This window comes from Rouxiella silvae, from assembly GCF_002093625.1.
In the GTDB taxonomy this organism is placed as follows: domain Bacteria; phylum Pseudomonadota; class Gammaproteobacteria; order Enterobacterales; family Enterobacteriaceae; genus Rouxiella; species Rouxiella silvae.
This window is the reverse complement of the sequence record NZ_MRWD01000003.1, coordinates 80,677-106,273: the sequence shown is the minus strand read 5'-3', so window position 1 is coordinate 106,273 and position 25,597 is coordinate 80,677. Positions and strand designations below refer to the sequence as shown.

Genomic DNA, 25,597 nt, shown 5'->3' with positions numbered 1-25,597 from the left:
TGCCTGATTGGCCTTGATCTTGCTTTGTAACACCTCAGGTTTCGACGAATAACTCATTCGCAGAAATTATGATAAAGACATTTTGCTTTAGTTAGGGGCGACCCTATTTCATTCGGTTAACACCACCACCAGGTTCGATGGAGACAGAGATGAATCTCAGACGCTTAAAGTACTTCGTGAAAATCGTCGATATCGGCAGTCTCACGCAGGCTGCAGATGTGTTGCATATCGCTCAACCGGCCCTGAGTCAGCAGTTGGCTACGCTAGAGGGTGAATTAAAGCAGCAGCTTTTGATTCGAACCAAGCGCGGGGTTACGCCGACTGAAGCGGGAAATATTCTTTATGCCCATGCGCAGACGATATTACGCCAGTGTGAACAGGCCCACAGTGCGGTTAACTGCGCAGGCTTGGCGTTAAATGGTCAGGTTTCGGTAGGCATGGCACCAGGAACAGCGGCCTCACTGCTGGCACTGCCGCTGTTACAGGCAGTGCGTGAACAGCATCCGGGTATCTTGCTATACCTCAACGAGAATTTTGGCAGTGAACTGACCGATCAGACGGTCAACGGGCGAATGGACATGGCCGTGCTTTACGGCAATAAGGCGATTCAGGGCCTGTCGTTTGTGCCATTAATGAAAGAAGATCTTTATCTGGTGGCCACCAACAGCGTGCCCAATCCGGGTAAGTACATTGAGCTTTCAGACGTAGCTAAGCTTAATCTCTTCCTGCCGCGCACCCATGACGTGCTGCGCAAGCTGGTGGACGATGCCATGACCTTGAGAAGGCTTTCAGCAAAAGTGATTGGTGAAATTGAATCTGCCGGAACCTTAACGGCGGCCATTGCCAGCGGCCTCGGTGCCACGATTTTGCCAGAATCTGCCGCCCGCGCAATTGTGGGGCCAGCCAATGCCTGGATGTCATGCATCAGCAGTCCGTCTATTCAGGCGCCGCTTTCACTGTGCATTTCAGACCATCTGCCGCTGTCACAACCCGCGCAGGCGGTACAAAAAATTCTGCTGTCGCTGGTGGCAGAGAGCCGCGTACGTGAAGAGGTGCGTCCGTTGCTGGCCGTAGGGTAATTCAAAGACCCGGAGCCTTCCACATTGAGGTAGTCAAGCCACTGTCTACCAGCGTTAACTGGTCGGCGTAAACCGCCTGCCAGTTGGTTTTTTGGCTGATATATTGCTGATGATTTTCGACATTGGGCTGATATTCCCGCTCCCAACGTACAAGTGCCTCACCCGTTTCAGCCAGTGATTGATACAATCCGGCGGCAACTCCCGCCGCAATGGCACATCCCAGCGCCGTAGCCTCTTTAACCTGGGGCACCTTAACCGGCTTGCCGGTGACATCGCTCAGTATCTGACTCCACAGCTTCCCCTTGGAACCGCCGCCCGCAAACACCAGCGACGGCGCATTTACCCCAGAAAACCCCGCAATAAGTTCCAAATTGCAGGCCGATACGATGGCCGCATTCTCCTCGAGTGCCCGAAACAAAGTCTGTTTATTGCACTTCAATGGGTCGATCGACAGGTTAATAAACGACGGTGCGGCGTGGTACCAGCTTTTAAAGTGCATAGCGTCGGAAAAAATCGGCATCACTCCCCATGAGCCGACCGGCACGCGCGCGGCCATATCTTCCAGCAGGCTGTAAGTGTCAACGCCCAGCCGTTCGGCCAGCAATTTTTCCTCTGAACAAAAGGCGTCGCGGAACCAGCGCATAGTCAGTCCGGTGAAGAAACTAATACATTCTGCCTGTGCCATGCCGGGGATCACGTGCGGGTTAATGCGAATATTCATCTCGGGGTCAGTGATCGGACGGGGCAAATTTACCACCTGCTGCCAGAAAGTGCCGCCCAACACCGCCGTTTGCCCCGGGTGAACTAGCCCTAACCCGAGTGACCCAAGCTGCACGTCGCCACCGCCCATGCCCACCGGCGTTCCGGCTTTCAGTCCACACTCTTCAGCACTGCGTGCGCTGATACTGCCAAGCCGAGTGCCGGTTTCAAGTACCGGCGACAAAATATCCGCACGAAGCCCCGCGAGTTCAAGCAGTTCAGGGTGCCAGCGACGCGTTTCGAGACTCAGCATGCCGGTAGTGCCCGCATTCGATGGGTCAACCGCCAGTTCACCGGTTAGCCTGTAGGCCAGCCAGTCACTTATCATGGTCAACGTGGCCGCCTGGCGATAAATCTCCGGGCGATGATGTGCTAACCACAGCAGGCGCGGCATGGCACCCAGCGCCAGCGTTTGCCCAGAATGCAGATACGCTTCGCGTTCGAACTCTCCCTGATGGATCTCTTTTAGTTCACTCACTTCACGGCTGGCGCGAGAGTCAACGTTGGCGCAGGCCCAAATTGGTTCTCCGCTTTTATCATAAAGCACGATGCCTTCACGCATTGAGCAGGCCGCCACGGCGGCAATGGACGAAGCGGGAAGCTGAGCTAGCGCCAGCGCCTGACGAATACATTGGCAGGTCAGTTGCCAGTTTTTATGCAGGTCAAACTCCATTGAACCCGGCACGTCTGAAACTGGGTTGTGCTGCCATTCGGCCTGACCTACGGCGATTTGCTGCCCTTCCAAAGAGAAAATGACGGCGCGAATGCTGCCGGTTCCGGCATCAAGAGCCATAAGATAAGACGCAGTAGTGGATGAGGCTGTGGGGGAACGCATAGTCATCTTCTCTTTCTCTTTATCTTAATATTCGACGGCAAAGGTGATAGATCAATAGTGGGCGCTATTTCGCTGTGATAACAAATATCTAAGCGGCTAAGTTTGGTAATTGTGATGTATCTTGCATTTCCTTTAACAACACCTCTTAGCAGGAAGTGTATTGGCTAAACTCGTAAGGTGCCGATAAGCAGATAAATAAATCAGGAGTAAAAATGGAAGTCACGATGGTTGAAATCAACGTTAAGGCCGACAGCGTGGATGAGTTTTTGCGGGTATTTAAGCTTAACCATCTTGGTGCGCTGGGGGAGCCGGGAAATTTGCGTTTCGACGTTTTACAAGACAGTGAGATCGCCACGCGCTTCTATATTTATGAGGCCTATCGCGATCTCGAGGCAGTCAACGCCCACAAACAAACGCCCCATTATCTGGCCTGCGTTGAAGCCCTCGAGGCGTTAATGACCGAGCCGAGGAAAAAAACCAGCTTCAAGGGCGTGTTTCCGGAATAGGGAGTACAGGAAAGAGAAGGGCGGCTATCAACCGAAGCCGCTGTTTGACTTGAGACCATCTGCCGTATGTTTTTATTCCTACAGATACACAGTATGTCTTTGCAAATTATTTTTATTTATTTTTAATTACGTTGTTTTTTCTTTATCTTCAGATATTAAGCCTGGTATATTTTTACCGAAAGGTAATTCATTGGCGGTAAATTAAGTAAGGCATTACTCAGGTAAATGAATTAAGGGGCGGATATCAGCATCTGCCCCTTTTAATTTTTAATAAACAGCCGCGTGACTAAAATGTATTGTGCGGTTACAACACTTTTTCCAAAAAGCGACGTGTGCGGTGGTGGCGAGGATTGTCAAGCACCTGAGCCGCGCTGCCGGTTTCAACGATAGCACCTTCAACCATAAACACCACGCGGTCGGCAACCTGTCGCGCAAAGCCAATTTCATGCGTGACCACTACCAGCGTGACGCCGGATTCTGCCAGCTTTTTAATCACGTCCAACACTTCACCCACCAGTTCGGGGTCAAGTGCAGAGGTCGGCTCGTCAAATAGCATTACTTTTGGATTAAGTGCCAGCGCGCGGGCGATGGCAATACGCTGCTGCTGTCCGCCGGAGAGGTGGCGCGGCCAGGCATTGGCTTTCTCGCGCAAACCTACGGTATCAAGCAGCTCATAGGCGCGTTCGATGGCCTGTTTGCGGTTAAGTAGCCCGTGAACAATAGGGGCTTCAATTATGTTGTCCAGCACGGTCATGTGCGGAAACAGGTTAAAGTTTTGGAAAACATAACCGCAGTTAATACGCTGTTTCAGAATGGCCTTTTCTTTAAGTTCGTAAAGTTTATGGCCCTTACGACGATAGCCTACGTATTCGCCGTCAATTTGAATAAAGCCTTCGTCAACGCGTTCAAGATGATTGATGGTGCGCAAAAGGGTGGATTTACCGGAACCCGAGGGCCCTAAAATTACCGTCACGGTGCCGGGTTCGATAGTCAGGCTGACATCATTTAGCGCCTTGAAAATGCCGTAAGATTTACTGAGATTGCTTATTTCAATGCGTCCGGCATTTTGCGCCCGGCGGCCAAGAGAATTAACAGGCTGTGGCGCAACGGGAGCCGGACGATTAACAAAGAGATCAAAAGCTTCTGACATAATTCTTGCTCCTGTTTAAGGTCGTGATACGCGCCATTGCAGCAGGCGTTGCAGAGGAGTCAGGGCAACCTGACGTGTGGTACCACGCGCGAAATAGCGCTCAACATAATATTGAAAAACAGAGAGTACGGTGGTGATGACCAGATACCAAACGGTGGCCACCATCAGCAGTGGGATCACCTGCTGAGTGCGGTTGTAAAGGATTTGTACGGTATAAAACAGTTCTGGCATCGAGATGACGTAAACAATCGCCGTGCCCTTCGTGAGACCGATCACCTCATTAAATCCAGTGGGAATAATCGCCCGCAGCGCCTGTGGCAAAATAATGCGGAAAGTGCGACGGTACGCGGGTAATCCCAGCGCGGCGGCGGCTTCGTGTTGCCCTTGTTCTACGCCGACAATGCCACCGCGAATAATTTCGGCGGTGTAGGCAGACTGCACCAGTGAAAGGCCGAGCACGGCCACGGTAAACTGGTCGAGAAGGTCAACGGTCGGGTGTTTAAAGAACTCAATATGAGTAAACGGAATGCCAATTGACAGGTTGTCGTACAGGTAAGAAAAGTTATAAAGAACTATTAACACCAGCAGCAGAGGAAGCGAGCGGAATAGCCAGATGTAGCCCCACGCCAGTGAATTCAATAAATAGGATTTTGATAAACGGGCCAGCGCCAATAGGGTGCCGAAAATGATACCAAATACGGTCCCCAATAGGGTAAGCAGCAAAGTTCTGGCTAATCCGGAAAGGATCACCGGTTCAAAGAAGTATTGACGAAACACGCCCCAGTCCCAACGCGGGTTAGTGGCAATGGATTCCACCAGTCCCAACAGGATAAAAATGGCGAAAACTGCGCCCAACAGGCGCAGCGGATAACGGGCAGGTACGACCTTTAGCGGGGCAGAAGGGGTCGGTCGACTACTTAGGTCAGTCATAGGCTTTCTCCGTCAGATTTTCACTGCTGACGCTTGCAACAACGGCGGCAACCGCCGGGATCAGAGGTTTAATAAACGGCAAACTGCCGTTGTAAGGAGGTTGAAGCAGCGTTTCTCTATCGACGGTGGTATCAAACTGCGGTTCATACCCTAACGACAGATAAAGATTGACGGCCTCTGGTTGACGGAATCCGGTAGTCAGAAATACCCGCGTATAGCCCTGCGCCTGTGCCAAGCGCTCAAGTTCCAGCACCACTTTCTGCGCCAATCCCTGACGACGCAGCGCAGAGTCTGTCCAGATGCGTTTGAACTCGGCCGTGCTGTCGTCGTAGCGTTTATAAGCGCCCATGGCAATTGGGCGCCCCTCGCGAAGCAGGACAATAAACACGCCGTCCGGTGGACCGTAGGCTCCTATCGCGTCCGCCTCTTTGCGATTACCAAAAATGTTGCCGTAGCGGGCGCGGTATTCGCCAAACAGACCTTCAATGACCGGCACAATAAGCGGGTCCTCAGGCTGCGTGTGTATGAATTTATCCTGGCTCATAGGTTCTTTCCTGCAATCAGTCGCCGAGGCCCGGCGGGTTAATCTCTGAATGGTCAATCTTCTCGACGCTCTCGCCCCAGCGGTCCAACACTTTCAGATAGCTGCCGTTGGCGATTGCGCTGTTAAGCGAAGCCTGAACCGCATCGACCAGTCCATTACCCTTTTTCAATGTCACGGCGATGTTGGCGGTTTTTGGCCAGCCGCCCGGAACGATGCCGACCAACTTGGTGGTGCCAGTCAGCTTAGCTTTATAGGCCGCCGAGACGTTAGGTCCGAAGGTGGCGTCAGCGCGTCCTGACTGTAGCGCCAACGTTGAGGCTGCGTCATCAGTCACATAAATTGGCGTAAAAGCTTTCAGACCGTTGGCCTGATTCTCTTTGTCCCAGGCTAAAAGTACGGCTTCCTGATTAGTGCCCGAGCCTACAATGATGCGTTTCCCCGCAATATCGGGTGCCGATTTAATGGAGGTAATGCTGCTGGTAGATTTCACATAAAAGCCCAGCGTGTCCTGACGATAGGTGGCGAAGTCGAATTTGGTTTTACGATCCTTGGTCACCGTAATGTTGTAGGTCGCGGCGTCGTATTTGCCTGAGGTCACACCCAGTGGCCAGTCTTCCCACGAAGCCGGAACCAGTTTAAGTTTTAAACCGAGGCCGTCGGCCACCAGGCGGGCAATATCTGACTCACTGCCGATGACGGTTTTGTTGTCGCGGGCAAACAGGCCAAACGGCGGCGCGCTGCCCAATACCGCTACAGCGACGGTTAAATAACCAGGATTAACGAATTTGAAATTGGCTGGAATTTTTGCCACGGCTTCGGGACTTGCCGGTGTGTTGATTGGCGTTTCGTTGGCCACTAAATCGATACCGGAACTCGCGGCGTTTGCCAGCGATGAAATACTCAGTAACGCGGCAATGGCCGTTAATTTTGCGCTGTGCATCATTGTTATTATTTATCCTGTAATTTTAATTCGTTGGGCTGTTGAATTCACTATTCCCGAGCGCCGAGTTGAAGTAAAACAACAAAATTATCTATCCAAATTGATTAATTGAAAATGGGTTAAAACTGTTCTACGGCCCTAAGTGGGAGGTTATCTAATTACTGGCATAGGATGGAAGGTTTTTGTATTTAGCACTCTGTAGGTTTTATGGAAATATCAATTAAAACCTATCTGTAATAAGGATGCTTACAATGAGTCTTTCCAAGAAAAGTATTAAATTAGGCCTTATGCTCCACGGTGCAGGTGGACATATGAACTCCTGGCGTCATGAAAAAGCACCCGCAGATGCCAGCGTTAATTTCCCCTATTTCCGCGATTTGGCCCTGCGCGCCGAAGCGGCAAACTTCGACTTTCTGTTCGTCGCCGATGGCCTGCATATTAATGAAAAATCATTGCCGCATTTCCTGAATCGTTTTGAGCCGATCGCACTGCTTTCTGCGCTGGCATCAGCCACTCAGCGCATTGGCCTGGCGGGCACAATTTCTACCTCTTATAGCGATCCGTTCACCGTTGCGCGCCAGTTGGCGTCGGTCGATAACATCAGTCAGGGCCGAGCGGGTTGGAACGTGGTGACGTCTCCTCTGGCTGGGTCGGCCAAAAACTTTGGCAAGGACCATCCCGAGCACTCATTGCGTTATCAGATTGCTGAAGAGTATATCAACGTAGTGCAGGGACTCTGGGACTCGTGGGAAGACGATGCCTTTACGCGTGACCGTGAAAGCGGCGTATTTTTTGATGCGTCAAAACTGCACAAGCTTAATCATGAAGGACGTTTTTTCTCAGTTGAAGGTCCGTTGAATATTCAACGTTCTCCACAGGGACAGCCGGTTATCTTCCAAGCGGGCGCGTCTGATACCGGTATTGGTTTAGCAGGCAAGTCGGCCGACGCGGTATTTACCAATGCGCGCACGCTGGAAGAGGCACAGGCATACGCCACCAAGCTGCAGAAAGAAGTGGCGAAAAACAACCGTCATCCGGTGGGTATTTTCCCGGGGATCAGCCCCATTGTTGGTCGAACCGAAGAAGAGGCCGAGGCCAAATATCAGCACTTGCTTTCGCTGCTGTCGGTGGAGGACGCGCTGGCCTATCTGGGTCGCTTCTTTGACCATCACGACTTCTCGCAGTATCCACTCGACGGACCTTTCCCTGACGTCGGCGATTTGGGGCAAAACACTTTCCGTTCCACCACTGACCAAATTAAACGTCGTGCAAAAGAAGAAAATCTGTCGCTGCGCGATATTGCTTTCCAGACCACGTTGCCGAAAGGCGAGTTCTTTGGCACGCCTGAGCAGGTTGCCGACACCTTTATTCGCTGGGTTGAAGCGGGCGGTGCCAGCGGATTTATTATCAGCGGCCCGGTGTTGACCGAAGCGCTGGACGACGTGACGCGCCTGGTTCTGCCGATCCTCGCTGAGCGCGGTTACTGGCATCCCACGAGCGAAGTGCAAACCCTGCGCCAGCGTTTGGATATTCCGTTTAAAACCAACCGTTACGCTAACAAAAACAAAGTGCGTGAGTCTAACGCCAGCGTCGCGGCCAAATAAATAAAAGGATAGGCACGTGCAACAGGGACCTTTTACCACTTCTTTGATGACCGGCGCGCGACTGCGCCGGCTTATTTTACCTCTGATGATCGCCACGGCGCTCTCGGCCTGTGACAAACCCGCAGAGTCCTCTACCGCTGACAATAAAGCGGCTCCCGAAGCGCCGCACGCCGGTGGAAAATTGGTAATAGGGATTGATACCGATCCCAACTGCCTCGACCCGCAGCAGGTCGGAAATAACAATTCGCTCAATATTGGCCGCCAGTTAACCGATTCATTAACGGATCAGGATCCGGCGACCGGTAAAATTGTGCCGTGGCTGGCCACCGATTGGCAGGTCAGTGACGATAACCGTCGCTTTACCTTTACTCTGCGCGACGGCGTAACCTTCAGCGACGGTACGGCGTTTACCTCGCAATCGGTAAAGGAGAATCTGCAGGCGATTGTTGCAATGGGCGCACGCGCCTCGCTGGCTTCCACCTACCTGAAAGGCCTCACCGAAGTGGACACGCCTGACGCGCAGCATGTCACTGTCGTTTTCGCCCAGCCGAATGCGCAGTTCCTGCAGGCAACCTCGACCATGAGTTTAGGTTTCTTTGCCAGTAAAACGGTGCAAGCCACGGTTGACGCGCGCTGTCAGGGCGAGTTGGTCGGCACCGGGCCGTTTGTGCTGACGACGTTTGTTCATAATCAGAAGGTCGATATCAGCCGCCGCAGCGGTTACAAATGGCCGTCTTCCCTCGCGCAGCATCAGGGCGACAGCTATCTCGACGGCATTGAGTACCGTGTTATTCCCGAATCGGGCGTGCGCTTCGGCAGTCTGGTGTCGGGCCAGCTAGACCTCAATGCGGGCGTTACGCCGCAGGATGAACCGCTGATCCTGGCTAAAAATTTACCGATCATCGCCCGTACCAATCCAGGACTGGTTTACAGCCTTTATCCTAATCAGTCAATGGCACTGATGGCGGATAAAAACGTCCGACAGGCGCTGAATCTGGCCGTCGACAGAGCTGCGCTACAGCCTATTTTGTCGCGTTATCAGGCCCCTGCTAGCTCGGTATTAGCGAAAACCACGCCGCTGTATCAGGACGTGAGCAGCGAGCTTAAACATGACCCGCGGGCGGCCGCAGACTTGCTGCAAAAAGACGGGTGGGTGCTGGGTGCGGATGGAATTAGGGTGAAAGACGGCAAGCGGTTGAGCTTTACGCTGACTTTCTGGCAGTCAGCGCCGTTTATTGAACTGGTCCAGCAGCAGTTTAAGAAAGTAGGCATCGACATGCAGCTTGAAAAAGCGCCGATAGGGCAGGTGATTGCTCGTCAGTCGAGCGGCACGCAGGAAGCTGAGTTCTATAACCTGACGCGTTCCGACCCCGACGTTTTACGCACGGTGTTTGACGCCGGTCCGGGCGGGCGCAATGTCAACAAACGCACGGCCAACGAGATTGACACCTCGCTGCAACAGTCAAGTCAGACGTTAGACACAGTGAAACGCCAGCAGTTGGTGACCGACGCCGCCAAGGGTCTGATTGCCGACGGCGATGCTATTCCACTGGTGGAGTTGGCGACCGTTATTGCCACAGGCAGCAACGTGCACGGATTCCGCTATGACGCGTCGTCACGGTTCCAACTGTATGACACCTGGCTTGCGCCGAAGTCTTGATTGAGGGAGGAAACGCCATGACTGACAAAGCCTGGCTCTCGGATAACCCGATTGACAAGATTAATGTCCCCAGACTGCGCCTGCATTGGCTGCTGAAGAGGGTGTTGATGAGTTTAGCGGTACTGTGGGCGGCGTATTCGCTGACGTTTCTCATTCTCTACATTTTGCCGTCTGACCCGGTGACCATCATGCTCAATCAGGGTGAGCAGAGCACGGTAGACGTCGCGCAGGTTAATGCGCTGAAGGCACTGTACCACCTCGACAGGCCGTTTTATATTCAGTACGCCTGGGCACTGTGGGACCTGTTGCACCTTAATTTGGGTCGTTCGATCGTGAGTGGTGACCCAGTAACGCGTCTCGTGTTGCAGGCGCTGCCACCGACGCTGCTGCTGGCGCTGTGTGCGCTGGTGGTGGCGGTGCTGATTGGCGGTGGGCTGGCGGCGGGTGTCAGCGTACTGCCTGTGGGAAGAGTAAAATCGGCGCTGCTGGCGTTGCCTTCACTGGGGGCGGCGCTGCCGACCTTCTGGCTTGGCCTGCTGCTATTGCAGGCTTTTTCATTCAGCCACGCCTGGTTTCCGGCAATGGGTAATCAGGGATGGCAGTCGCTGGTGCTGCCTACTTTAACGCTGGCGGTGCCCACGGCGGCAACGCTGGCTCAAGTGATGAGCCGTTCTCTAGCTGAAGTGTGGCGCAGGCCGTTTATCGACGCACTGCGGCTTAAAGGCGCGAGTACGGCACATCTGCTGTGGCGGCACGTGTTGCCAAACGCAGCTATTCCCCTGCTGACGTTGGCTGGCATGATTTTTGGCCATCTTCTGGCCGGTGCTGTGGTTACCGAAACTATCTTCTCGCGCGAAGGGCTGGGGCGACTGGCTCAGGGCGCTGTCGCGACGCAGGATATTCCAGTGGTACAGGGCGTAGTGCTTACGGCTGCGGGGGTATTTGTAGTGGTTAACTTCGTGGTCGACTTGCTTTACCCGCTGCTTGACCCGCGTCTGAGCCATGTTTCTTCAGGAGGCGGAAAATGAGCCTCATTCTTCCCGCCGAACAGCGGCTTTCTTTAACAACGCGTTTTGCCTATACGCTGTGGCTCAGTCTGGCGATTTTGCTGTTGGTGGCGCTGTGGGGCATTGCGCCGAGTCTGTTTGCCCATCAGGACCCGCTGGTCGGTAATCCACTGGTTGCACTTCAGCCGCCTTCGAGCCTGCACTGGTTTGGCACTGACCATCTGGGGCGTGATATTTACAGCCGCACGGTGTTTGGCACGGCGCTGACGCTAAAGGCAACGCTGTTTTCTGTGGCCATTGCGCTGGTGGTTGGGGCAACAATTGGCGTGGCTTCTGGCTACGTCGGTGGACGTACCGATCAGCTGTTTATGCGTGTTATCGACGTGCTAATGGCCATTCCCAACCTGCTGCTGGCAATGGCCATTGTCACAGTATTGGGTTTCGGGACGCTGCATATTGCTATCGCCGTCGGCCTGTCATCGATTGCCACCTTTGCCCGTTTGTCACGCGGTGAAGTGTTGCGCAGCAAAGTAAATCTCTTTGTTGAAGCCGCTCGCGCTGGGGGCGTCAGCCATCTGACGATTATTCGTCGTCATATTATTCCCCACGCGCTGGCACCGGTGCTTTCGCTGGCGGCGCTTGAATTGGGGTTTGCGCTGCTTTCTGTTTCAGCACTGAGTTTTCTGGGATTTGGCGCACCGCCGCCGCAACCGGAGTGGGGGCTTCTGGTCTCCGAAGGCCGTAATTACATTGCCGCCGCCTGGTGGTACACCACGCTGCCGGGATTGATGATTGTGCTTGCCGTGTTGGCAACGAATCGGGTTGCCGGGTTTATACAAGACAAAGCGGAGGAACAATGAACCATACTGTAGATCAAGGCATTCAGCACAGCGCTCAGCAAGGAGCGCGGCCCACGCTGCTGTCGGTTGTGCAGCTCAGCGTTGACTATGCCTTGAAAGATGGGCAAACGCTGCGCGCCGTTGACAGTCTCGACTTACATATTGCTCAGGGTGAAGTGCTGGCCATTGTCGGGGGTTCCGGTTCAGGAAAATCGACCACCGCCTCGGCGCTGGTGGGTCTGTTGGGCAAGCAGGCGCGGCGCGTTTCAGGCACGATTGAGCTTGCCGGACAGCGGCTGGAAAATGCCAGCCAGCGCCAGTGGCAAAGGCTGCGTGGCCTGGATATCGGTTTTGTTCCGCAGGACCCCGCACAGTCGCTCAACCCGATACAAACGGTGGGTAAACAGATGCTTGAGGCACTCACGCTGCACGGTGTCGGTAAAAAACAGGCGGCGCTGCGGGTAGAAAGCCTGCTGGCCGAAGTGGGTTTGCACGACGCGCAGCGGATATTGCACAGTTATCCGCATCAGCTTTCTGGCGGAATGCGACAGCGCGTACTGTTGGCGATGGCGATGAGTCATCACCCGAAACTGATTATTGCTGATGAACCGACCAGCGCGCTGGACGTCAGCGTGCAAAAACAGGTGCTGGATTCCCTTGAGGGGATTGTGCGCAGCAAAGGGATTGCGCTGTTGTTGATAACTCACGACCTTCAGGTCGCGCTTGAACGGGCAGACCGCGTGCTAGTGATGCAGCACGGTAAGGTGGTTGAAACCGGCCCGGCCTCTGTGCTGTTTAATCAGCCACGTCATCCCTATACGCGGCAGTTGCTTCAGGCTTCACCGGCCTTTTTTGAAGTACCTCGTCGGCCAGTTTTACACCATGCAGAGGTGCTGCTTCGCGCCGATCAATTAGTTAAACGCTTCGGTTCAAGCCGAGGGCAGGACAGCTTTACCGCGGTCGATGGTGTTTCATTTCCGGTAGTGCGTGGCGGAACAACCAGCCTTGTCGGCGAGTCTGGCTCGGGGAAATCGACCACGGTACGCATGCTTTTGGGCCTTGAGACCCCAGACAGCGGTCAGATTGAGTTTGAAGGGCGTGATTTCAGCGCACCGAGTCAGGCCGAACGGCAGGCGTTTCGGCGTCGGGTGCAGGTGGTGTATCAAAATCCCTATGCTTCGCTTAATCCCAAACTGTCGCTGGAAGAGATCATTACCGAGCCGTTGAGTGCTTTTCGCATGGGTGATAAGCCGAGCAGAAGAGAGCGGGCCGAATGGCTGATGGACAGCGTAGAATTACCGCGACGCTTGCTCGATGTGCGTCCGACAGCGCTTTCGGGTGGGCAGCGTCAGCGAGTGGCTATCGCCCGCGCACTGGCGATTTCACCGGAGCTGGTGGTGCTGGATGAGCCAGTATCGGCGCTGGACGCTGCCGTGCAGTCACAAATTCTAACCCTGCTTGACCGTTTGCAGCGCGAACTTGGGCTGAGCTACCTGTTTATTTCTCATGATTTGGCGGTGGTGAAGCAAATTTCTGACTATGTAGTGGTCATGCAGCACGGCAAGGTGGTCGAGCAGGCCGCCGTGGGGCAAATTTTTGATAGTCCGCAAACTGACTACACGCGCCAACTGCTGAGCCATATTCCAGGCCGGGGCAGGGCGGTAGACGCGCTCAGCGCTGTTAGCTGAAGCCTTTCATCAGCACGTACCACGCCAAGATAACCGCCGAATTTTAGCCTCGGCGGTTTTTTTATCCATCAGAATTGATATTTTTTAGTTTTGTTAATTTTTTATGGTAAAAATGATTTATTGCATCGTCTAATAATTATTAACAATAGAACTATTTTCTTTCAGGGATCCATCATGCCTCCTCCTTCCGCTAACCCGGATTCGCTGTTGCAGCACCGTTCCTTTGTCGCCTTTTGGATAGCACGCGCCTCTTCAAGCTTTGGTTTTCAGATGCTGACCATCGTGGTGAGTTGGCAGATTTACTCTTTGACTGGCCGCGCTCTGGACTTGGGTCTGATTGGTCTGGTGCAGTTTTTGCCCTCAGTATCTTTGGCGCTGGTTGCCGGACATATTGCCGATCAGTTCGACAGGCGGCGGGTGGTGGTGTTGGCGCAGTGTGTGCAGGGCTTGGCGATTATTGGCCTGGCCGTACTGACCTTCACTCATCACGTTGATGAATGGGTCGTGCTGGGGTTGGTGTTTATCAACTCAACCGCTAAAGCCATGGAGGGGCCGTCTTTACTGTCGATGCTTCCGGCGCTGGTGCCACCGGCAATATTACCGCGCGCGATGGCGGCCAACAGCATTGCCGGTCAGGCGGCAGGCATGGTAGGTCCCGCCTTGGGCGGCGTGCTGTATATCGCCGGAGCTGAGGTGGTGTATGGCGTCTGCGCCGTGCTTTATTTCATCTCGGTGTTTATGGTCAGCCGCCTGCGCTATGAACAAGCGCTGCCCCGCCGCGTGCCCGCGACCTTCAAAACGCTGTTTGCCGGTATTCACTTTATCCGTAATCGCCCTGACGTGCTGGGGGTTATCTCACTCGACTTGTTTGCCGTATTGCTTGGTGGAGCGACTGCGCTGTTGCCGATTTTTGCTCACGATATTCTTCATACTGGCGCGTGGGGCCTCGGCCTGCTGCGCGGGGCACCTGCGGTTGGCGCGCTGCTGGTCGGATTCTGGCTCAGTCGCCGCGCACTGACGCGCAATGTCGGCATGATTATGTTTGCCGCCGTGGCCGGTTTTGGCGTCGCCACGCTGGTGTTTGCGCTGTCGAGTACTTTATGGTTGTCAATGCTGGCACTGTTTGCGCTTGGCGGATTTGACATGATAAGTATGGTAATTCGCGGTGCGCTGGTGCAGCTTGATACGCCTGACGATATGCGCGGCCGCGTGAGCGCGGTAAACTCAATCTTCATTAATACTTCTAACCAGCTTGGCGAATTTGAGTCCGGTATGCTGGCCGCGTGGCTCGGTGCCGTTCCGGCCGCCGCCGTTGGGGGGATCGGTACGCTGGTGGTGGTAGCGCTGTGGATGAAGTGGTTCCCGGGCCTACGCCGTCGTCAGCAGTTGCAAAATGATTCACCGCGGGCTGAAAGCGTCGCCTGATAAGGAAACTTATGCGAAGTCACACGGGTTGGCAAAAATGGGGCGCACTGTGCTTCAGCCTTGGCGGATTACAGTATCTGCTGGCGGAAAAACTCAGCGCCCTAAGCTGGGTAAATCCGCGGTATTCATACAGTCAAAACTACATCAGCGACCTCGGGATCCCCTTTCGTTCGCCTTTGCATAACCTGATGAACAGCGGATTTGCGATTGAAGGCGTGCTGTTTTTCATCGCCTGCTGGCTGCTGCGTCATAATTTTAACGGCATCGGGCGTGTTGTGTTTATCGCCACTGGGTTGATTCACGCCGTGGGTGGCGTGATGATTGCCCTGTTTCACAGCGGCGGTGAAACCACCGGCCTCACGCTGCATCAAGTCGGGGCCGTCATGGCCATCGCCGGTGGAAACTTGTGTTTGATAACAGTCGGCTGCGTGATGTGTTTCAACGCGGGCTTTCGCCGTTACGGCGCATTAAGCCTGATATTAGGCTGCCTCGGGCTTCTGTGTATGGTCACCCTTACCTATAATATTTTTCCTATTGGCATTATAGAGCGCGCCTCGGTTTATCCTATTACCCTGTGGCAAATATTGACCGGCTTAGGTTTATTAATTAACAGCCGCCGGGCTTAATACAGTGAGATAATAAATCCTCCGGCGAAGAGCAGATAAAATCCGGCGCAAATAAGGTCGAAGTAGCGGCGCGTGCGCAGGAAAAAGGCTTCGGCTGAACGGGCTGAAAATGCCAATGCGTAGAGGCAAAAAATCATCATGCCGGTTAACGCACAGCTGCCAATCAGCAGGAAGACTCCCCATGAAGGCGTGGTGGCGCTCAGGCCGACGCTGGTTACCGTAAACCAGGTCAGTACGGCTTTGGGATTGGTCAGGTGAATACCCAAGCCTTGAAGATAAAATCCCAGCGTTGAAGTCGACGAAGTGTGCTGCTTTCTTGCCGACACGGGCTTATTTACCACGGCGCTCCTGATGGCTTTGCAACCAAGCCACAAAAGATAACAAGCGCCGACGATTTTTAGCCAGAAAATAAAGTGACCCGAGGACGTCAGCAGCGCCGACATGCCGAAGCCGGTCATTATTCCCCAACATAGTGAACCCGAAATAATCCCCGCAGCGAGAGTAAACCCTGCTCTTCGCCCATAGTTCATTGCGGCATTGGCAATAGAAAGATTCCCCGGACCTGGTGTTGCCGTTCCAACAATATATATCAGCATCCCGGCGAGAAAAGCGGAAAGGCCTGTCATGATCATCCCAGTCATTTTTGAAGTGTTGGAGCATCATACTTGAGGCATCAGGCTGATTTTAAGGTACAGAATCCCTTTATTTTTTGCAGTACAGATAGCCGATTGCTTATTTTCGGGCAAGGCATCGCGGCCAATAAGCCTTGTACCCTGTAGATTTGATTATTAGATAAGCATTACCATTTAAAGTATTTGCATAACCCTCAGTCAGCGCTTAATTTTGTTAAAAATTAGTGCGTTGTCACCGACTCTTCGTTTTACTTTTATCGCCGAAAATATTATTGGCGGAGTGAATTATTGCAACTTTATCTGGGGTAGTAATGAAAGTATTATCAAAGGCAATCGTTTTTGCAGCCATGAGTCTGACGGTATTCAATGTCACGGCGGCAGAAAATAATAACAATAACAGTATTATTCGCTACGCTATCTGGAGTAATCCAAGCGGAAATTTCCATCCTACTCTCTATTTCACTGATTACGATCGTGCCATCATATTTACCGTTTTTGGCCGCCTGTTTACCCTTGACGAAAATCAAAATCCAAAACCGTCGCTGGCAGAAAAATATGATTACTCCAATGAGGGTAAAACGCTGACGCTGCATTTAAGGCCTGGTGTTAAATGGCACGATGGCGCTGACTTTACTGCTGATGATGTCTATTTCACTTATGCTACCGAAGCCGATAGCGGATTTCCCAAAGACACGCCTGATTTTGTTAAGCACCTAGTGGGCTATGAAGATTATCACGCCGGTAAAACATCAACGCTGGCGGGTATCAAGGTCATCGACCCGCAAACTGTCAGCTTCACCTTTAATGCGCCGTATGCCGCCGCATTTTCCCATTTTGCCGACCGCCCTGTGCTTGCCAAACATATCTGGAGCAAGGTGCCAGTCAAAGAGTGGAACAAAGCGACCGAGCTTTTGCGAAAACCGGTGGGTACTGGACCTTACAAGTTTGTGGAATTTTTACCCGATCAGTACGTTAAGCTAGAACGAAACGATGATTACTTCGGCGGTGAACCTAAAACCAAGACGCTGATTTTCAAAATATCCAATGCCCAGACGGTACAAAATGAATTGATTAACGGCGACGTGGATATTGCCGAACTTTCGTCCTGGAACAGTCGTGATTTGCAAACTTATAAAAATGCCGGCATTCAAATCGTCGAGCAACCGGGCGTCGGGGCGCAGTATTTATCGCTCGATACGCGCAATAAAAATCTGACGGATCGCCGAGTGAGACAGGCGTTGGTTTATGGCATCGACCGTCAGGCGATTGTCGATAAGCTCCTGTACGGACACGGCGAACTGTTTAACACTAAAGATAATCCGCACAGCCCTTACTACCCTAAGGACCTGAATAATTACGCCTACAATCCTGAAAAGGCCAAAGCGTTATTAAAAGAAGCTGGGTGGACCGACACCCACGGTGACGGTTTTGTTGATAAAGACGGCAAGGATTTTATCTTTACCCTTAACTATCCGACGGGTAATAGAACCCGTGAACTGACGGCACCTATTATTCAGCAAAACCTGAAAAAAATAGGCATTAATGTCGTGCTTAACGTCGCCGACTTTAATGCAACGCTCTCCATTTTGCAGGACAAGAATAAGCGCTATGACGGCGTATTGATGGGCGGAACTTTCCGGCCCGGCCAATATGATAATAACTTCTGGTGGGAAAGATTTTCCACGCCGCAGTTAGACGCCGATGCCAATCAGTTCAACGCCACTATCGATGCTGAAAAGCTTAAGACCCATATTGGTAATTGGCTAAAGACCGTCAATGAAGAAGTGCCTCACGTCTGGCTCTATATTCCCAATCAGGGATATGCGCTGAGCAAAAGGGTGACTCATTATCACTCTTATCCGTATGAACCTTTCGCCGATGTGGCTAACTGGACCGTTAAACAGTAACCCATGCACAGTACAGGGTTTTATAGTGCAGGCCGGCTATTAAACCCGCTCACTCTAGTTCGGGAATTTTATGATAAGGGTTATTTTACGCAGAATACTTATTTCCATACCGGTGCTGATTGGTATCTCGCTGGTGGTATTCTTCTTAATAAAATTGCAGCCCGGCGATCCGCTTGTTGGCATGATTTCACCCGAAACTACGCCCGAGCAAAAGCAGGAAATGCTGCGTCAGGCGGGTTATCTTGACCCCGTAGGGATTCAATATCTGCGCTGGGCTTCACGTGCGATATTTGGCGACTTTGGTTATTCACTTCACAGTGGTGCACCGGTATTAACGCTTATCAATGAAAGAGTGTTAAATACGCTGCTTCTGGCCGGAACGTCGCTTTTTATTACTCTGCTGATTGCTTTGCCGCTCGGAATTTATCTCGGCCTGCGCCGGGGTTCTTACGCAGATATCAGCGTCTCACTGTTGTCTTTTATTATCGTATCCATCCCGGTCTTTTTCATCGCGATATTATTGGTGAAGGTCTTTGCCATGAATCTGCACTGGTTTCCTGTCTCGGGGGTTTCCACACTGGGCAGTAATAACAGCGGTATCGACAGACTGATTGACGTTGCCAAACATCTTGTTTTGCCCGCAATGGCCCTGGCAGTAGGCAATATCGCGATATTTAGCCGCTATTTGCGCTCCAGTATTAGCGAGTTAACCCGTCAAAATTTCATCAAGGCGCTGTTTGCCAAAGGGATGAAAAGGTCAGGCGTGATTTTCCCTCACTTGCTGAAAAATGCCGCCAAGCCACTCATTACGGTGGTCGGCATGGAGATCCCCGCGCTGCTCTCATCAACGCTGTTGACTGAAATTATCTTTAATTGGCCGGGCATTGGGCGCTTGAGCTTTGACGCTATTCAGGCGCGTGACTACCCGTTACTGATGGGCGTGGTGCTGTTTTTAGCTGTTATTACCCTGGCAATTAATATTATCGCTGACATTCTTTATGCACTCGCCGACCCACGCGTGAGGTTGACACCATGATGCTCGAAAATGAAACCCCCGCCCGTCGGCAGAATTCTCAATTACACCCGCTGTTCAGAGACAGGTATTTTGTGAGTGGGATAACCCTGCTGATTATTTTGGGCGTCTTGGCGGTATTTGCGCCGTGGCTTAGCGCCCACAGCCCAGACGAAATGGATTTGTACGGCATTGAGGCACCACCAAACAGTGAACACTGGTTGGGCACGGATGAAATTGGCCGCGATGTATTAGCAAGGCTGCTGTATGGCGGACGAGTTTCGATTATGGTGGCATTGGCGGCGGTTTTTTTTCAGGCCGTGCTCGGCCTATTGCTAGGCAGTATTGCCGGTTATAAAAGCGGTATTGCCGATATGCTTATTATGCGTGTCACCGACATTATTATGTGTTTTCCCTTCTACGCGATGGCGATTACGCTCGCCGCTATCCTTGGCGCAAGTTCATGGAACGTTATTTTAATCATTGGTGTGCTTCACTGGACCGGAATAGCCCGACTGGTGCGAGCAGAGTTACTTTCGCTGAGAGAAAGTGGCTATGTTCAGGCCGCCAAGTCGATGGGGGTTAACAGTTTCACTGTCATTTATCGGCATCTGCTAAGGAATGCCTATGCGCCGATTATCGTTAATCTCACGCTGGCGGTCGCGAATGCCATTCTGGCCGAAGCCGCGCTGAGTTTTATCGGACTGGGCGTTAAGCAGCCGCAACCCTCGTGGGGAAATATGCTTTCGGCGGCGCAGAGTATCAGGGTTATTGACTACGAATGGTGGCTGTGGGTCCCGCCAGGACTGACGATTGTGCTGATGGTATTAGCCATCAATTTTATCGGTGAGGGGCTTTCAAGAGTGCTAAACCCCCGACCGGCAGTGCCGATTAAAGATATCCACCTTACCTAGCTGAAACTATCTCTACAGGAGAGACGTATGAGTCAATCACTTCAGGAAGACGGCTTTACCGGAAAGTTATCCGCAGAGGAAAAGATTTTTTCGGAAAAAATTGAGCACTGGTTTGAGCAACATCGTGAAGAGTTTATTCAGGACCTGCTTAAGTGGGTGGCTTATCCGAGCATTGCAGACGAGAAATTAGCGCAGGAGGGCAAGCCTTTTGGCATAGAAGTGCACAACGTTTTTCAGCATGTCAGAGCGCAAGCGGAAAAACTCGGCTTTGCCACCGAAGACCATCAGGGATATGCCATTTCTGTGCTTTCTGATAATCGTACCGATACGCAAGACCTTGGGTTAATTTCACACCTCGACGTGGTACCGCCCGGTGACAACTGGACCTTTGCTCCCTTCGAGCCTTTTCACAAAGAGGGGTTCGTGATTGGGCGTGGCGCATCGGATAACAAAGGCCCGGCGCTGTTAGATCTCTACCTGCTGCGCGCCTTTCGTGACTTGGGCGTCTCACTGCATCATAAACTGCGCATTATTTATGGCGGGGCGGAAGAAATTGGCATGGGCGATATAAAATATATTGCCGAAAATGGACCGGTTCCGCGCTTTTCAGTGATTACCGACGGCGGTTTTCCGGTCAACTATGCGCAAAAAGGTGGCCTGAATCTTATTCTGCATATTCCAACCGGTCCGCTGTTAACGCGACTCTCAGCGGGCGTGGCGGAAAATGCGGTCCCGGCCAGCGCGACGCTGCGTTTTGCCGACACAGCGCTGTCGAAAATTGAAACCGCCGTTGCGGGACTCCCTGTCGCGTTGCGAGATAAAGTTTCGGTAAGCCGTGATGGCCGCGATGTTCTGCTGGTCTCGCACGGTAAATCTGGGCACGCGGCTTTCCCTGAAAACACCCAAAACGCCATACCGCTGCTGCTTAACGCCGCGGTTGCCGCAGGCTTGCTTGCCGATGCCGACCTTGCGGCCGCTAAACTGATTGCCCAACTGCTTGAAGACCCGTGGGGTGAGGGCGCAGGCATCGCCTTTGAGGACCAGCAAACCGGCAGGCTTACGTTGAACGGGGGATTAATTATTCCTGGCGAGCATGGCGTTGAGGTCTATTTTGATATTCGCTATCCAATATCCACCGACAAGGCGGCGCTGTTTGCCGCGCTGGAACGGGCAATTGAACCGATAAAGGGTGACTTAACGGTGTTACGCGATGACTCGCCGATGCACGTCGATAAAAATAGCCTGCTGGTGCAGCGCTTGCAGCAAACTTTTGACTCAATTGCCGACACAAAAACGGAGCCTTACACGATGGGTGGCGGCACACACGCCCGCGTGCTGCCGGACTCCATCACCTTTGGCCCCGGCTTTGGGCGTAATCCCGCGCTGTCGTTTAAGGGTGAAAGTGTTTCAGTTCGTCCAGACTTTATCCCTGCGGGGCACGGTTCTCCGCACGGCCCCGATGAGTTTGTTTCTATCGAGAATTTAAAAAGGGCGTTTAAAGTTTACGCCATTGCTATTCCTCGATTAGACAGCTGGCTGGAGCAGGGGCTTATCACGCATGCCCGCTAACGCACCGCTGTTGAGTATTGAGGGGCTGTCTGTGCGCTATCGCGGATACAGCGGTGAGGTGACGGCGGTTAATCAGGTTAGCCTGAGACTGGATGCCGGTGAAATTGTTGCGGTGATTGGCGAATCGGGTGCCGGAAAGTCAGCCATCGCCCAGGCTATTCCGGGCCTGCTGCCAGCGAATGCCGAGATTAGCGGAAAGATCCTTTTTCAGGGGGTCGATCTGCTCGATTTAAATCATGCTCAACTTTCCGCCCTCCGAGGGCGGGAAATCGCCATGATATTTCAGGATCCCAGTTCCTCACTCGACCCCGTTTTTTGCGTAGGCAAACAGTTGGATGAATCTATCGCCTTGAGTGAGCCGCACCTTAACGCCAGGCAGCGCAAATCCCGCGCCGTAGCACTGTTGTCACAGGTAGGCATTGCACAGCCGGAGAAACGTCTGAAGAATTTTCCCCACCAGTTCTCGGGTGGGCAGATACAGCGCATTATGATTGCCATGGCGCTGGCTGGACGACCGAAAATATTGATTGCCGATGAGCCTACCACCGCGCTCGATGTGACCACACAGCAAGAGATCCTCGACCTGCTGTTTAGTCTTAACCAGCAATTTGGCATGGCGCTGCTGCTCATCACCCACGATATGGGCGTGGTGGCCGATATTGCCCAGCGGGTGATAGTGATGCGTCAGGGGAAAGTCGTCGAAAACAGCACGGCCAAAACGCTTTTTCACACCCCAGAGCATGCCTATACGCGTCAGCTGTTGGCGGCTATTCCGTCTACTCATGGTGCTTTAACGTCGATAAAGGAAAGTTTCGAGCCGCTTTTGCAGGTCGATGATGTGCACATAAGTTATTCATCAGGCTTTGGAAAGAAACATAAGATTATCAATGGTGTCTCTTTCAGCGTCGGCAAGGGCGAGTTTCTTGGCCTGTTGGGAGAGTCCGGATCGGGTAAAACCACGCTCGGGCGCAGCCTGCTGGGGGTGATAAAACCGGACAGTGGAAACCTGACTTTGGCGGGAGAACCGATTTATCATCCGCGGTTACCGCGCAATAAAAGCATTAAATCGCGCATCGGGGCCATTTTTCAGAACCCGCTAAGCTCATTAAACCCGAGGATGACACTGGGTCAGTCGATAGCAGAGCCTTTGCAGACTCACCGTGGTATGAATGACAGCCAAATTTTGCAGCGGGTTAAGTCACTGATTGATCAAGTGGGCCTGCCTGCAGAATGGCATCAAAAATATCCCTATGAGCTTTCCGGCGGCCAATGTCAGCGGATTGCCATCGCGCGCGCGATTGCGCTTAATCCACAACTGCTGATTGCCGACGAGCCGACCTCCGCGCTGGATGTGTCAATCCAGGAAAGCATCCTCACGTTGTTACGGAATTTGCAAAAGGAATATCAATTTGCCTGCCTGTTTATCAGCCACGACCTGGCGGTGGTGCGCAGTCTTTGTCAGTCAGCGCTGGTGTTGAAAAACGGTGCAGTGGTGGAGCAGGGAAGGGTGTTCGAGCTTTTCTCACGACCGGCGAGCGACTATACCCGCTCGCTTATCGACAGTATTCCCGCAGCCGATCCGGTGTATCAGGAACAAAAACGTCGTGCGCGAGCGCCGTGGCTGTTTGCCGAGAATACCGCCGTCACTACGCACTGATGCTGCCGATAATCCAGTTTTTTAACGCCTGTACGTCGGCACGTTGGGCCTTCTCCTTACTGGTGACAAAATAATATTTGCCGCCAGGAAGGGCATGTTCAAACGGCACGGTGAGAATGTTTTTATCAATAAAATCGTTTGCCAGCAGGCGGCTGACGATAGCGACACCTTGTCCGGCAATCGCCGCCTGAATGGCGTGAGTTTCGTCGGTAAACCGCAGTCCTGCACCAATATTCAACGACTCTGGCCCGTAAAGGCGATGCCAGTGCTGCCAATCGGGAGAAGGATTGGGAATATGACGATTCTCAACGTGAAACAGCGTGGTCCGTGTCAACTGATCGAGTTGGGTGAGTCCCAAATTCGGGCTGGCGACCAGCACAAAGCTGTCTTCGTGCAGCAGGGTTGAGTCCAGCGTTTCGTCGGGCTGCATACTGTAACGGATGGCAACGTCTACCGAATCTTTAACCAGGTCAACCAACTCTACGCTGGTGTGCAGCCGTAAATCCAACAACGGAACGCTGGCCTTGAGCTGTGCAAGGCGCGGCACTAGCCAATGGGTGAGAAAGTTTGAGGTGGTGGACAAGGTTAATGCGGGTGGCAATTGGGCGCGATAAATGTCGTTAACCGCCTCCTTCAACTCGGCAAAGGCGCGCGCCGTGGCCTGTTGTAGTCGTAAACCGGCCGTCGTTAGCGTAACTTCACGCGCGCTGCGCACAAAGACCACGGCGTTTAAAGACTCTTCCAGCACGCGTATCTGATGACTAATGGCGGTGGGCGTAACGCCAATTTCATCGGCGGCGCGCTTAAAGCTGCCGCAGCGGGCGACGGCATCGAAGGCGTTAAGTGACCCCAGCGGCGGCAGGCGTTTCTCTTTCATGATGAGGTATTTTCATCCATGGCTGAATTCTTTGACTTTGATTGTCCCAAAGTAAGGGATGTAAGCTTGCTTTGCAACGTTGGAAAGATGAAATCAATTTATCTATACCAGACGTGAAAGCGCAAAGAGGATGAAGATAATGAGCAGCGAAATACAGACAGAAACTAAACCACACAATCGGCAAACCCAAGGTCGCGGTTTTATGGCCGTATTATCTTTAGGATTGGCCACGCTGGCGATGGTGAGCCTGCTGTTTGCCCTGGCAAGTTGGGTGCAAAACGGGCTGGCTTCCGCGCTGAACCACCGCGCAAACGGTGCTGCGACCCTGCTGCTGTTACTGCTGTGGATTAATGAAAAATACAGTCCCCAGCCGTGGATTAACAGAAATCTGCGTGTGCAGACTCGACAACTGGCAACGGCTTGGGCGGAGAGTATTTACACAGTGATTGCGGGCGTGACCTTGATTTTGATTGCTATCGCGTTTTACCGCGCCTGAAAAACGGAGCCTTATTGGGCCTTAAGCTGGCGAGGCGGAGAATTGGCAGGTACTATTTACCGTCTCTAACGACGGTGTTATTCATAACACCAACTGTGCAATGTTTAGGCCTCCAATGAGTACTGATAATACCGATTTTGAGAAACGGCTTTTCGATACCATCGTTCTGCAACGGCTTACCGGCCGAGTCGTGGTGGTCAGTTTACATCGTCCTCAGGCTCACAACGCCTACAACAGCCAAATGGTGAGAGAGCTGGGCGAAGTTGTTGCCTATGCGGAAACAACCGCGACCATTGACGTGGTTATTCTTACTGGCAGCGGTGAAAAAACTTTTTGTGCCGGTGCTGACTTGCATGAAGCCTTTGTTGACGGCGCAAGCGCGCTACGCAATGCTCGCGGAGGGTATAATCCGCTACAGTTTATGCCACGACGCAAAGTGTGGATAGCCGCACTCAACGGCAATGCCTTTGGTGGCGGTTTGGAATTGGCGCTACAGTGCGATTTACTGGTAGCCGAGAAAAACGTTCGGCTGGCGCTGCCGGAAACGCGCCACAGCCTGCTGCCGGTCGGCGGCGGCGTATCTCAGCTTACCCGTTTACTGCCCGCCGCGGTGGTCAAAGAGATGATCCTCGCCGGCACCTCGCTGGAAGCGGCGCGCGCCGCCGAACTGGGACTCATTAATCGGCTTACCGACAGAGAAAGCCTGCTTGAGGTGGCGCTGGAATTAGCGAACCGTATTGCCCGCAACGCCCCGTTGGCGGTGCAGGCGTGTAATGCGCTGATAAACCAAGGTCTTTATGGCGATCGAAGCACGCTGGAGGCGCAGATTGCGCATGAGTTAAAGCAGGTTCAGCAAAGCGATGATTTTTTAGAAAGTGCACGCGCCTTTAGCGAGAAGCGTGAACCACTGTGGAAGGGTAAATAGTCCCGCCCTTAAGCCT

Annotated in this window: 23 protein-coding genes; 16 read left to right on the top strand and 7 right to left on the bottom strand. The window is 52.8% G+C overall.

The annotated features are described in order from the left end of the window. The first annotated feature begins 149 nt into the window (after window positions 1-149). Window positions 150-1,079 carry a nitrogen assimilation transcriptional regulator NAC gene (gene nac / locus BS639_RS02310; protein ID WP_055783720.1) on the top strand — a complete coding sequence of 310 codons (930 nt, stop codon included), beginning with the start codon at window positions 150-152 and terminating at the stop codon, window positions 1,077-1,079. Between the two features lies 1 nt (window position 1,080). Here the strand turns inward: nac and lsrK are convergent, their stop codons facing one another. Next, window positions 1,081-2,673 carry an autoinducer-2 kinase gene (gene lsrK / locus BS639_RS02305; RefSeq protein ID WP_084982185.1) on the bottom strand — a complete coding sequence of 531 codons (1,593 nt, stop codon included), beginning with the start codon at window positions 2,671-2,673 and terminating at the stop codon, window positions 1,081-1,083. 212 nt (window positions 2,674-2,885) lie between these two features. Here lsrK and lsrG point away from each other — a divergent pair, with 212 nt between their 5' ends. Continuing rightward, complete coding sequence (gene lsrG, locus BS639_RS02300) at window positions 2,886-3,179, top strand: (4S)-4-hydroxy-5-phosphonooxypentane-2,3-dione isomerase (protein ID WP_055783721.1); 294 nt, start codon at window positions 2,886-2,888, stop codon at window positions 3,177-3,179. A 304-nt stretch (window positions 3,180-3,483) separates the two neighbouring features. On the opposite strand, the gene BS639_RS02295 is transcribed toward lsrG, so the two are convergent. The 4 genes from BS639_RS02295 to BS639_RS02280 are packed head-to-tail and all read right to left on the bottom strand — an operon-like array spanning window position 3,484 to window position 6,746. Continuing rightward, window positions 3,484-4,329: an amino acid ABC transporter ATP-binding protein gene (locus BS639_RS02295; protein WP_084982157.1), complete on the bottom strand. Its 846-nt coding sequence runs from the start codon at window positions 4,327-4,329 to the stop codon at window positions 3,484-3,486. A 15-nt stretch (window positions 4,330-4,344) separates the two neighbouring features. Continuing rightward, window positions 4,345-5,259, bottom strand: a complete 915-nt coding sequence (locus BS639_RS02290; RefSeq protein WP_084982156.1) for an amino acid ABC transporter permease — start codon at window positions 5,257-5,259, stop codon at window positions 4,345-4,347. Further along, window positions 5,252-5,803: a GNAT family N-acetyltransferase gene (locus BS639_RS02285; protein WP_055783724.1), complete on the bottom strand. Its 552-nt coding sequence runs from the start codon at window positions 5,801-5,803 to the stop codon at window positions 5,252-5,254. Before BS639_RS02285 ends, BS639_RS02290 begins: the two co-directional genes overlap by 8 nt. Before the next feature lie 16 nt (window positions 5,804-5,819). Further along, a complete protein-coding gene (locus tag BS639_RS02280; RefSeq protein WP_084982155.1) occupies window positions 5,820-6,746 on the bottom strand; it encodes a transporter substrate-binding domain-containing protein in 927 nt (308 codons plus the stop codon). A gap of 248 nt (window positions 6,747-6,994) precedes the next feature. Between BS639_RS02280 and BS639_RS02275 the strand changes: the two genes are divergently transcribed. The 7 genes from BS639_RS02275 (at window position 6,995) to BS639_RS02245 (ending at window position 15,592) form a co-directional block, all read left to right on the top strand. Further along, window positions 6,995-8,347: an LLM class flavin-dependent oxidoreductase gene (locus tag BS639_RS02275; protein ID WP_084982154.1), complete on the top strand. Its 1,353-nt coding sequence runs from the start codon at window positions 6,995-6,997 to the stop codon at window positions 8,345-8,347. 16 nt (window positions 8,348-8,363) lie between these two features. Beyond that, entirely contained in the window at window positions 8,364-10,007 is a 1,644-nt protein-coding gene (locus BS639_RS02270; protein WP_233427612.1) for an ABC transporter substrate-binding protein, read from the top strand. Between the two features lie 17 nt (window positions 10,008-10,024). Beyond that, complete coding sequence (locus BS639_RS02265; RefSeq protein ID WP_084982153.1) at window positions 10,025-11,035, top strand: ABC transporter permease; 1,011 nt, start codon at window positions 10,025-10,027, stop codon at window positions 11,033-11,035. Further along, window positions 11,032-11,874 (top strand): ABC transporter permease, encoded by an 843-nt coding sequence (locus BS639_RS02260; protein ID WP_084982152.1) that lies wholly within the window; start codon window positions 11,032-11,034, stop codon window positions 11,872-11,874. Before BS639_RS02265 ends, BS639_RS02260 begins: the two co-directional genes overlap by 4 nt. After that, window positions 11,871-13,541, top strand: a complete 1,671-nt coding sequence (locus tag BS639_RS02255) for a dipeptide ABC transporter ATP-binding protein (RefSeq protein WP_084982151.1) — start codon at window positions 11,871-11,873, stop codon at window positions 13,539-13,541. Before BS639_RS02260 ends, BS639_RS02255 begins: the two co-directional genes overlap by 4 nt. A 174-nt stretch (window positions 13,542-13,715) precedes the next feature. Continuing rightward, entirely contained in the window at window positions 13,716-14,966 is a 1,251-nt protein-coding gene (locus tag BS639_RS02250) for an MFS transporter (RefSeq protein ID WP_084982150.1), read from the top strand. Window positions 14,967-14,977: 11 nt separating this feature from the next. Then, window positions 14,978-15,592 (top strand): DUF998 domain-containing protein, encoded by a 615-nt coding sequence (locus BS639_RS02245; RefSeq protein WP_055783731.1) that lies wholly within the window; start codon window positions 14,978-14,980, stop codon window positions 15,590-15,592. On the opposite strand, the gene BS639_RS02240 is transcribed toward BS639_RS02245, so the two are convergent. Continuing rightward, on the bottom strand, window positions 15,589-16,218 hold the full coding sequence (locus BS639_RS02240) for a LysE family translocator (RefSeq protein WP_084982149.1): 630 nt from the start codon (window positions 16,216-16,218) through the stop codon (window positions 15,589-15,591). The two genes, BS639_RS02245 and BS639_RS02240, sit on opposite strands and share 4 nt — an antisense overlap. A 317-nt stretch (window positions 16,219-16,535) precedes the next feature. On the opposite strand from BS639_RS02240, the gene BS639_RS02235 reads away from it, so the two are divergent. From BS639_RS02235 to BS639_RS02215, 5 genes are all read left to right on the top strand, one after another. After that, on the top strand, window positions 16,536-18,131 hold the full coding sequence (locus BS639_RS02235) for an ABC transporter substrate-binding protein (RefSeq protein ID WP_084982148.1): 1,596 nt from the start codon (window positions 16,536-16,538) through the stop codon (window positions 18,129-18,131). Window positions 18,132-18,201: 70 nt separating this feature from the next. Further along, complete coding sequence (locus BS639_RS02230) at window positions 18,202-19,167, top strand: ABC transporter permease (RefSeq protein WP_084982147.1); 966 nt, start codon at window positions 18,202-18,204, stop codon at window positions 19,165-19,167. After that, window positions 19,164-20,057 (top strand): oligopeptide ABC transporter permease, encoded by an 894-nt coding sequence (gene opp4C / locus BS639_RS02225; RefSeq protein ID WP_084982146.1) that lies wholly within the window; start codon window positions 19,164-19,166, stop codon window positions 20,055-20,057. The genes BS639_RS02230 and opp4C overlap by 4 nt, the downstream gene beginning before the upstream one ends. 27 nt (window positions 20,058-20,084) lie before the next feature. Next, the gene (locus tag BS639_RS02220; protein ID WP_084982145.1) at window positions 20,085-21,626 is read left to right on the top strand and encodes a Sapep family Mn(2+)-dependent dipeptidase; all 1,542 of its coding nucleotides are present in this window, start codon (window positions 20,085-20,087) and stop codon (window positions 21,624-21,626) included. Then, window positions 21,616-23,283, top strand: coding sequence for a dipeptide ABC transporter ATP-binding protein (locus BS639_RS02215; RefSeq protein WP_084982144.1), 1,668 nt, complete (start codon window positions 21,616-21,618; stop codon window positions 23,281-23,283). Before BS639_RS02220 ends, BS639_RS02215 begins: the two co-directional genes overlap by 11 nt. Here the strand turns inward: BS639_RS02215 and BS639_RS02210 are convergent. After that, window positions 23,273-24,160: a LysR substrate-binding domain-containing protein gene (locus BS639_RS02210; protein WP_084982143.1), complete on the bottom strand. Its 888-nt coding sequence runs from the start codon at window positions 24,158-24,160 to the stop codon at window positions 23,273-23,275. The two genes, BS639_RS02215 and BS639_RS02210, sit on opposite strands and share 11 nt — an antisense overlap. A gap of 139 nt (window positions 24,161-24,299) precedes the next feature. On the opposite strand from BS639_RS02210, the gene BS639_RS02205 reads away from it, so the two are divergent. Together BS639_RS02205 and BS639_RS02200 are read left to right on the top strand one after the other, a co-directional pair. Next, window positions 24,300-24,656, top strand: coding sequence for a hypothetical protein (locus BS639_RS02205; protein WP_055783739.1), 357 nt, complete (start codon window positions 24,300-24,302; stop codon window positions 24,654-24,656). A 115-nt stretch (window positions 24,657-24,771) separates the two neighbouring features. After that, window positions 24,772-25,581 (top strand): enoyl-CoA hydratase/isomerase family protein, encoded by an 810-nt coding sequence (locus tag BS639_RS02200; protein ID WP_084982142.1) that lies wholly within the window; start codon window positions 24,772-24,774, stop codon window positions 25,579-25,581. Window positions 25,582-25,597 lie beyond the last annotated feature (16 nt).

What these genes read in the sequence shown, in the direction of transcription:
- nac (WP_055783720.1), top strand. Translation starts at nt 150, where the DNA reads ATGAATCTCAGACGCTTAAAGTACTTCGTGAAAATCGTCGATATCGGC.
- lsrK (WP_084982185.1), bottom strand. Translation starts at nt 2,673, where the DNA reads ATGCGTTCCCCCACAGCCTCATCCACTACTGCGTCTTATCTTATGGCT.
- lsrG (WP_055783721.1), top strand. Translation starts at nt 2,886, where the DNA reads ATGGAAGTCACGATGGTTGAAATCAACGTTAAGGCCGACAGCGTGGAT.
- BS639_RS02295 (WP_084982157.1), bottom strand. Translation starts at nt 4,329, where the DNA reads ATGTCAGAAGCTTTTGATCTCTTTGTTAATCGTCCGGCTCCCGTTGCG.
- BS639_RS02290 (WP_084982156.1), bottom strand. Translation starts at nt 5,259, where the DNA reads ATGACTGACCTAAGTAGTCGACCGACCCCTTCTGCCCCGCTAAAGGTC.
- BS639_RS02285 (WP_055783724.1), bottom strand. Translation starts at nt 5,803, where the DNA reads ATGAGCCAGGATAAATTCATACACACGCAGCCTGAGGACCCGCTTATT.
- BS639_RS02280 (WP_084982155.1), bottom strand. Translation starts at nt 6,746, where the DNA reads ATGATGCACAGCGCAAAATTAACGGCCATTGCCGCGTTACTGAGTATT.
- BS639_RS02275 (WP_084982154.1), top strand. Translation starts at nt 6,995, where the DNA reads ATGAGTCTTTCCAAGAAAAGTATTAAATTAGGCCTTATGCTCCACGGT.
- BS639_RS02265 (WP_084982153.1), top strand. Translation starts at nt 10,025, where the DNA reads ATGACTGACAAAGCCTGGCTCTCGGATAACCCGATTGACAAGATTAAT.
- BS639_RS02260 (WP_084982152.1), top strand. Translation starts at nt 11,032, where the DNA reads ATGAGCCTCATTCTTCCCGCCGAACAGCGGCTTTCTTTAACAACGCGT.
- BS639_RS02255 (WP_084982151.1), top strand. Translation starts at nt 11,871, where the DNA reads ATGAACCATACTGTAGATCAAGGCATTCAGCACAGCGCTCAGCAAGGA.
- BS639_RS02250 (WP_084982150.1), top strand. Translation starts at nt 13,716, where the DNA reads ATGCCTCCTCCTTCCGCTAACCCGGATTCGCTGTTGCAGCACCGTTCC.
- BS639_RS02245 (WP_055783731.1), top strand. Translation starts at nt 14,978, where the DNA reads ATGCGAAGTCACACGGGTTGGCAAAAATGGGGCGCACTGTGCTTCAGC.
- BS639_RS02240 (WP_084982149.1), bottom strand. Translation starts at nt 16,218, where the DNA reads ATGACAGGCCTTTCCGCTTTTCTCGCCGGGATGCTGATATATATTGTT.
- BS639_RS02235 (WP_084982148.1), top strand. Translation starts at nt 16,536, where the DNA reads ATGAAAGTATTATCAAAGGCAATCGTTTTTGCAGCCATGAGTCTGACG.
- BS639_RS02230 (WP_084982147.1), top strand. Translation starts at nt 18,202, where the DNA reads ATGATAAGGGTTATTTTACGCAGAATACTTATTTCCATACCGGTGCTG.
- opp4C (WP_084982146.1), top strand. Translation starts at nt 19,164, where the DNA reads ATGATGCTCGAAAATGAAACCCCCGCCCGTCGGCAGAATTCTCAATTA.
- BS639_RS02220 (WP_084982145.1), top strand. Translation starts at nt 20,085, where the DNA reads ATGAGTCAATCACTTCAGGAAGACGGCTTTACCGGAAAGTTATCCGCA.
- BS639_RS02215 (WP_084982144.1), top strand. Translation starts at nt 21,616, where the DNA reads ATGCCCGCTAACGCACCGCTGTTGAGTATTGAGGGGCTGTCTGTGCGC.
- BS639_RS02210 (WP_084982143.1), bottom strand. Translation starts at nt 24,160, where the DNA reads ATGAAAGAGAAACGCCTGCCGCCGCTGGGGTCACTTAACGCCTTCGAT.
- BS639_RS02205 (WP_055783739.1), top strand. Translation starts at nt 24,300, where the DNA reads ATGAGCAGCGAAATACAGACAGAAACTAAACCACACAATCGGCAAACC.
- BS639_RS02200 (WP_084982142.1), top strand. Translation starts at nt 24,772, where the DNA reads ATGAGTACTGATAATACCGATTTTGAGAAACGGCTTTTCGATACCATC.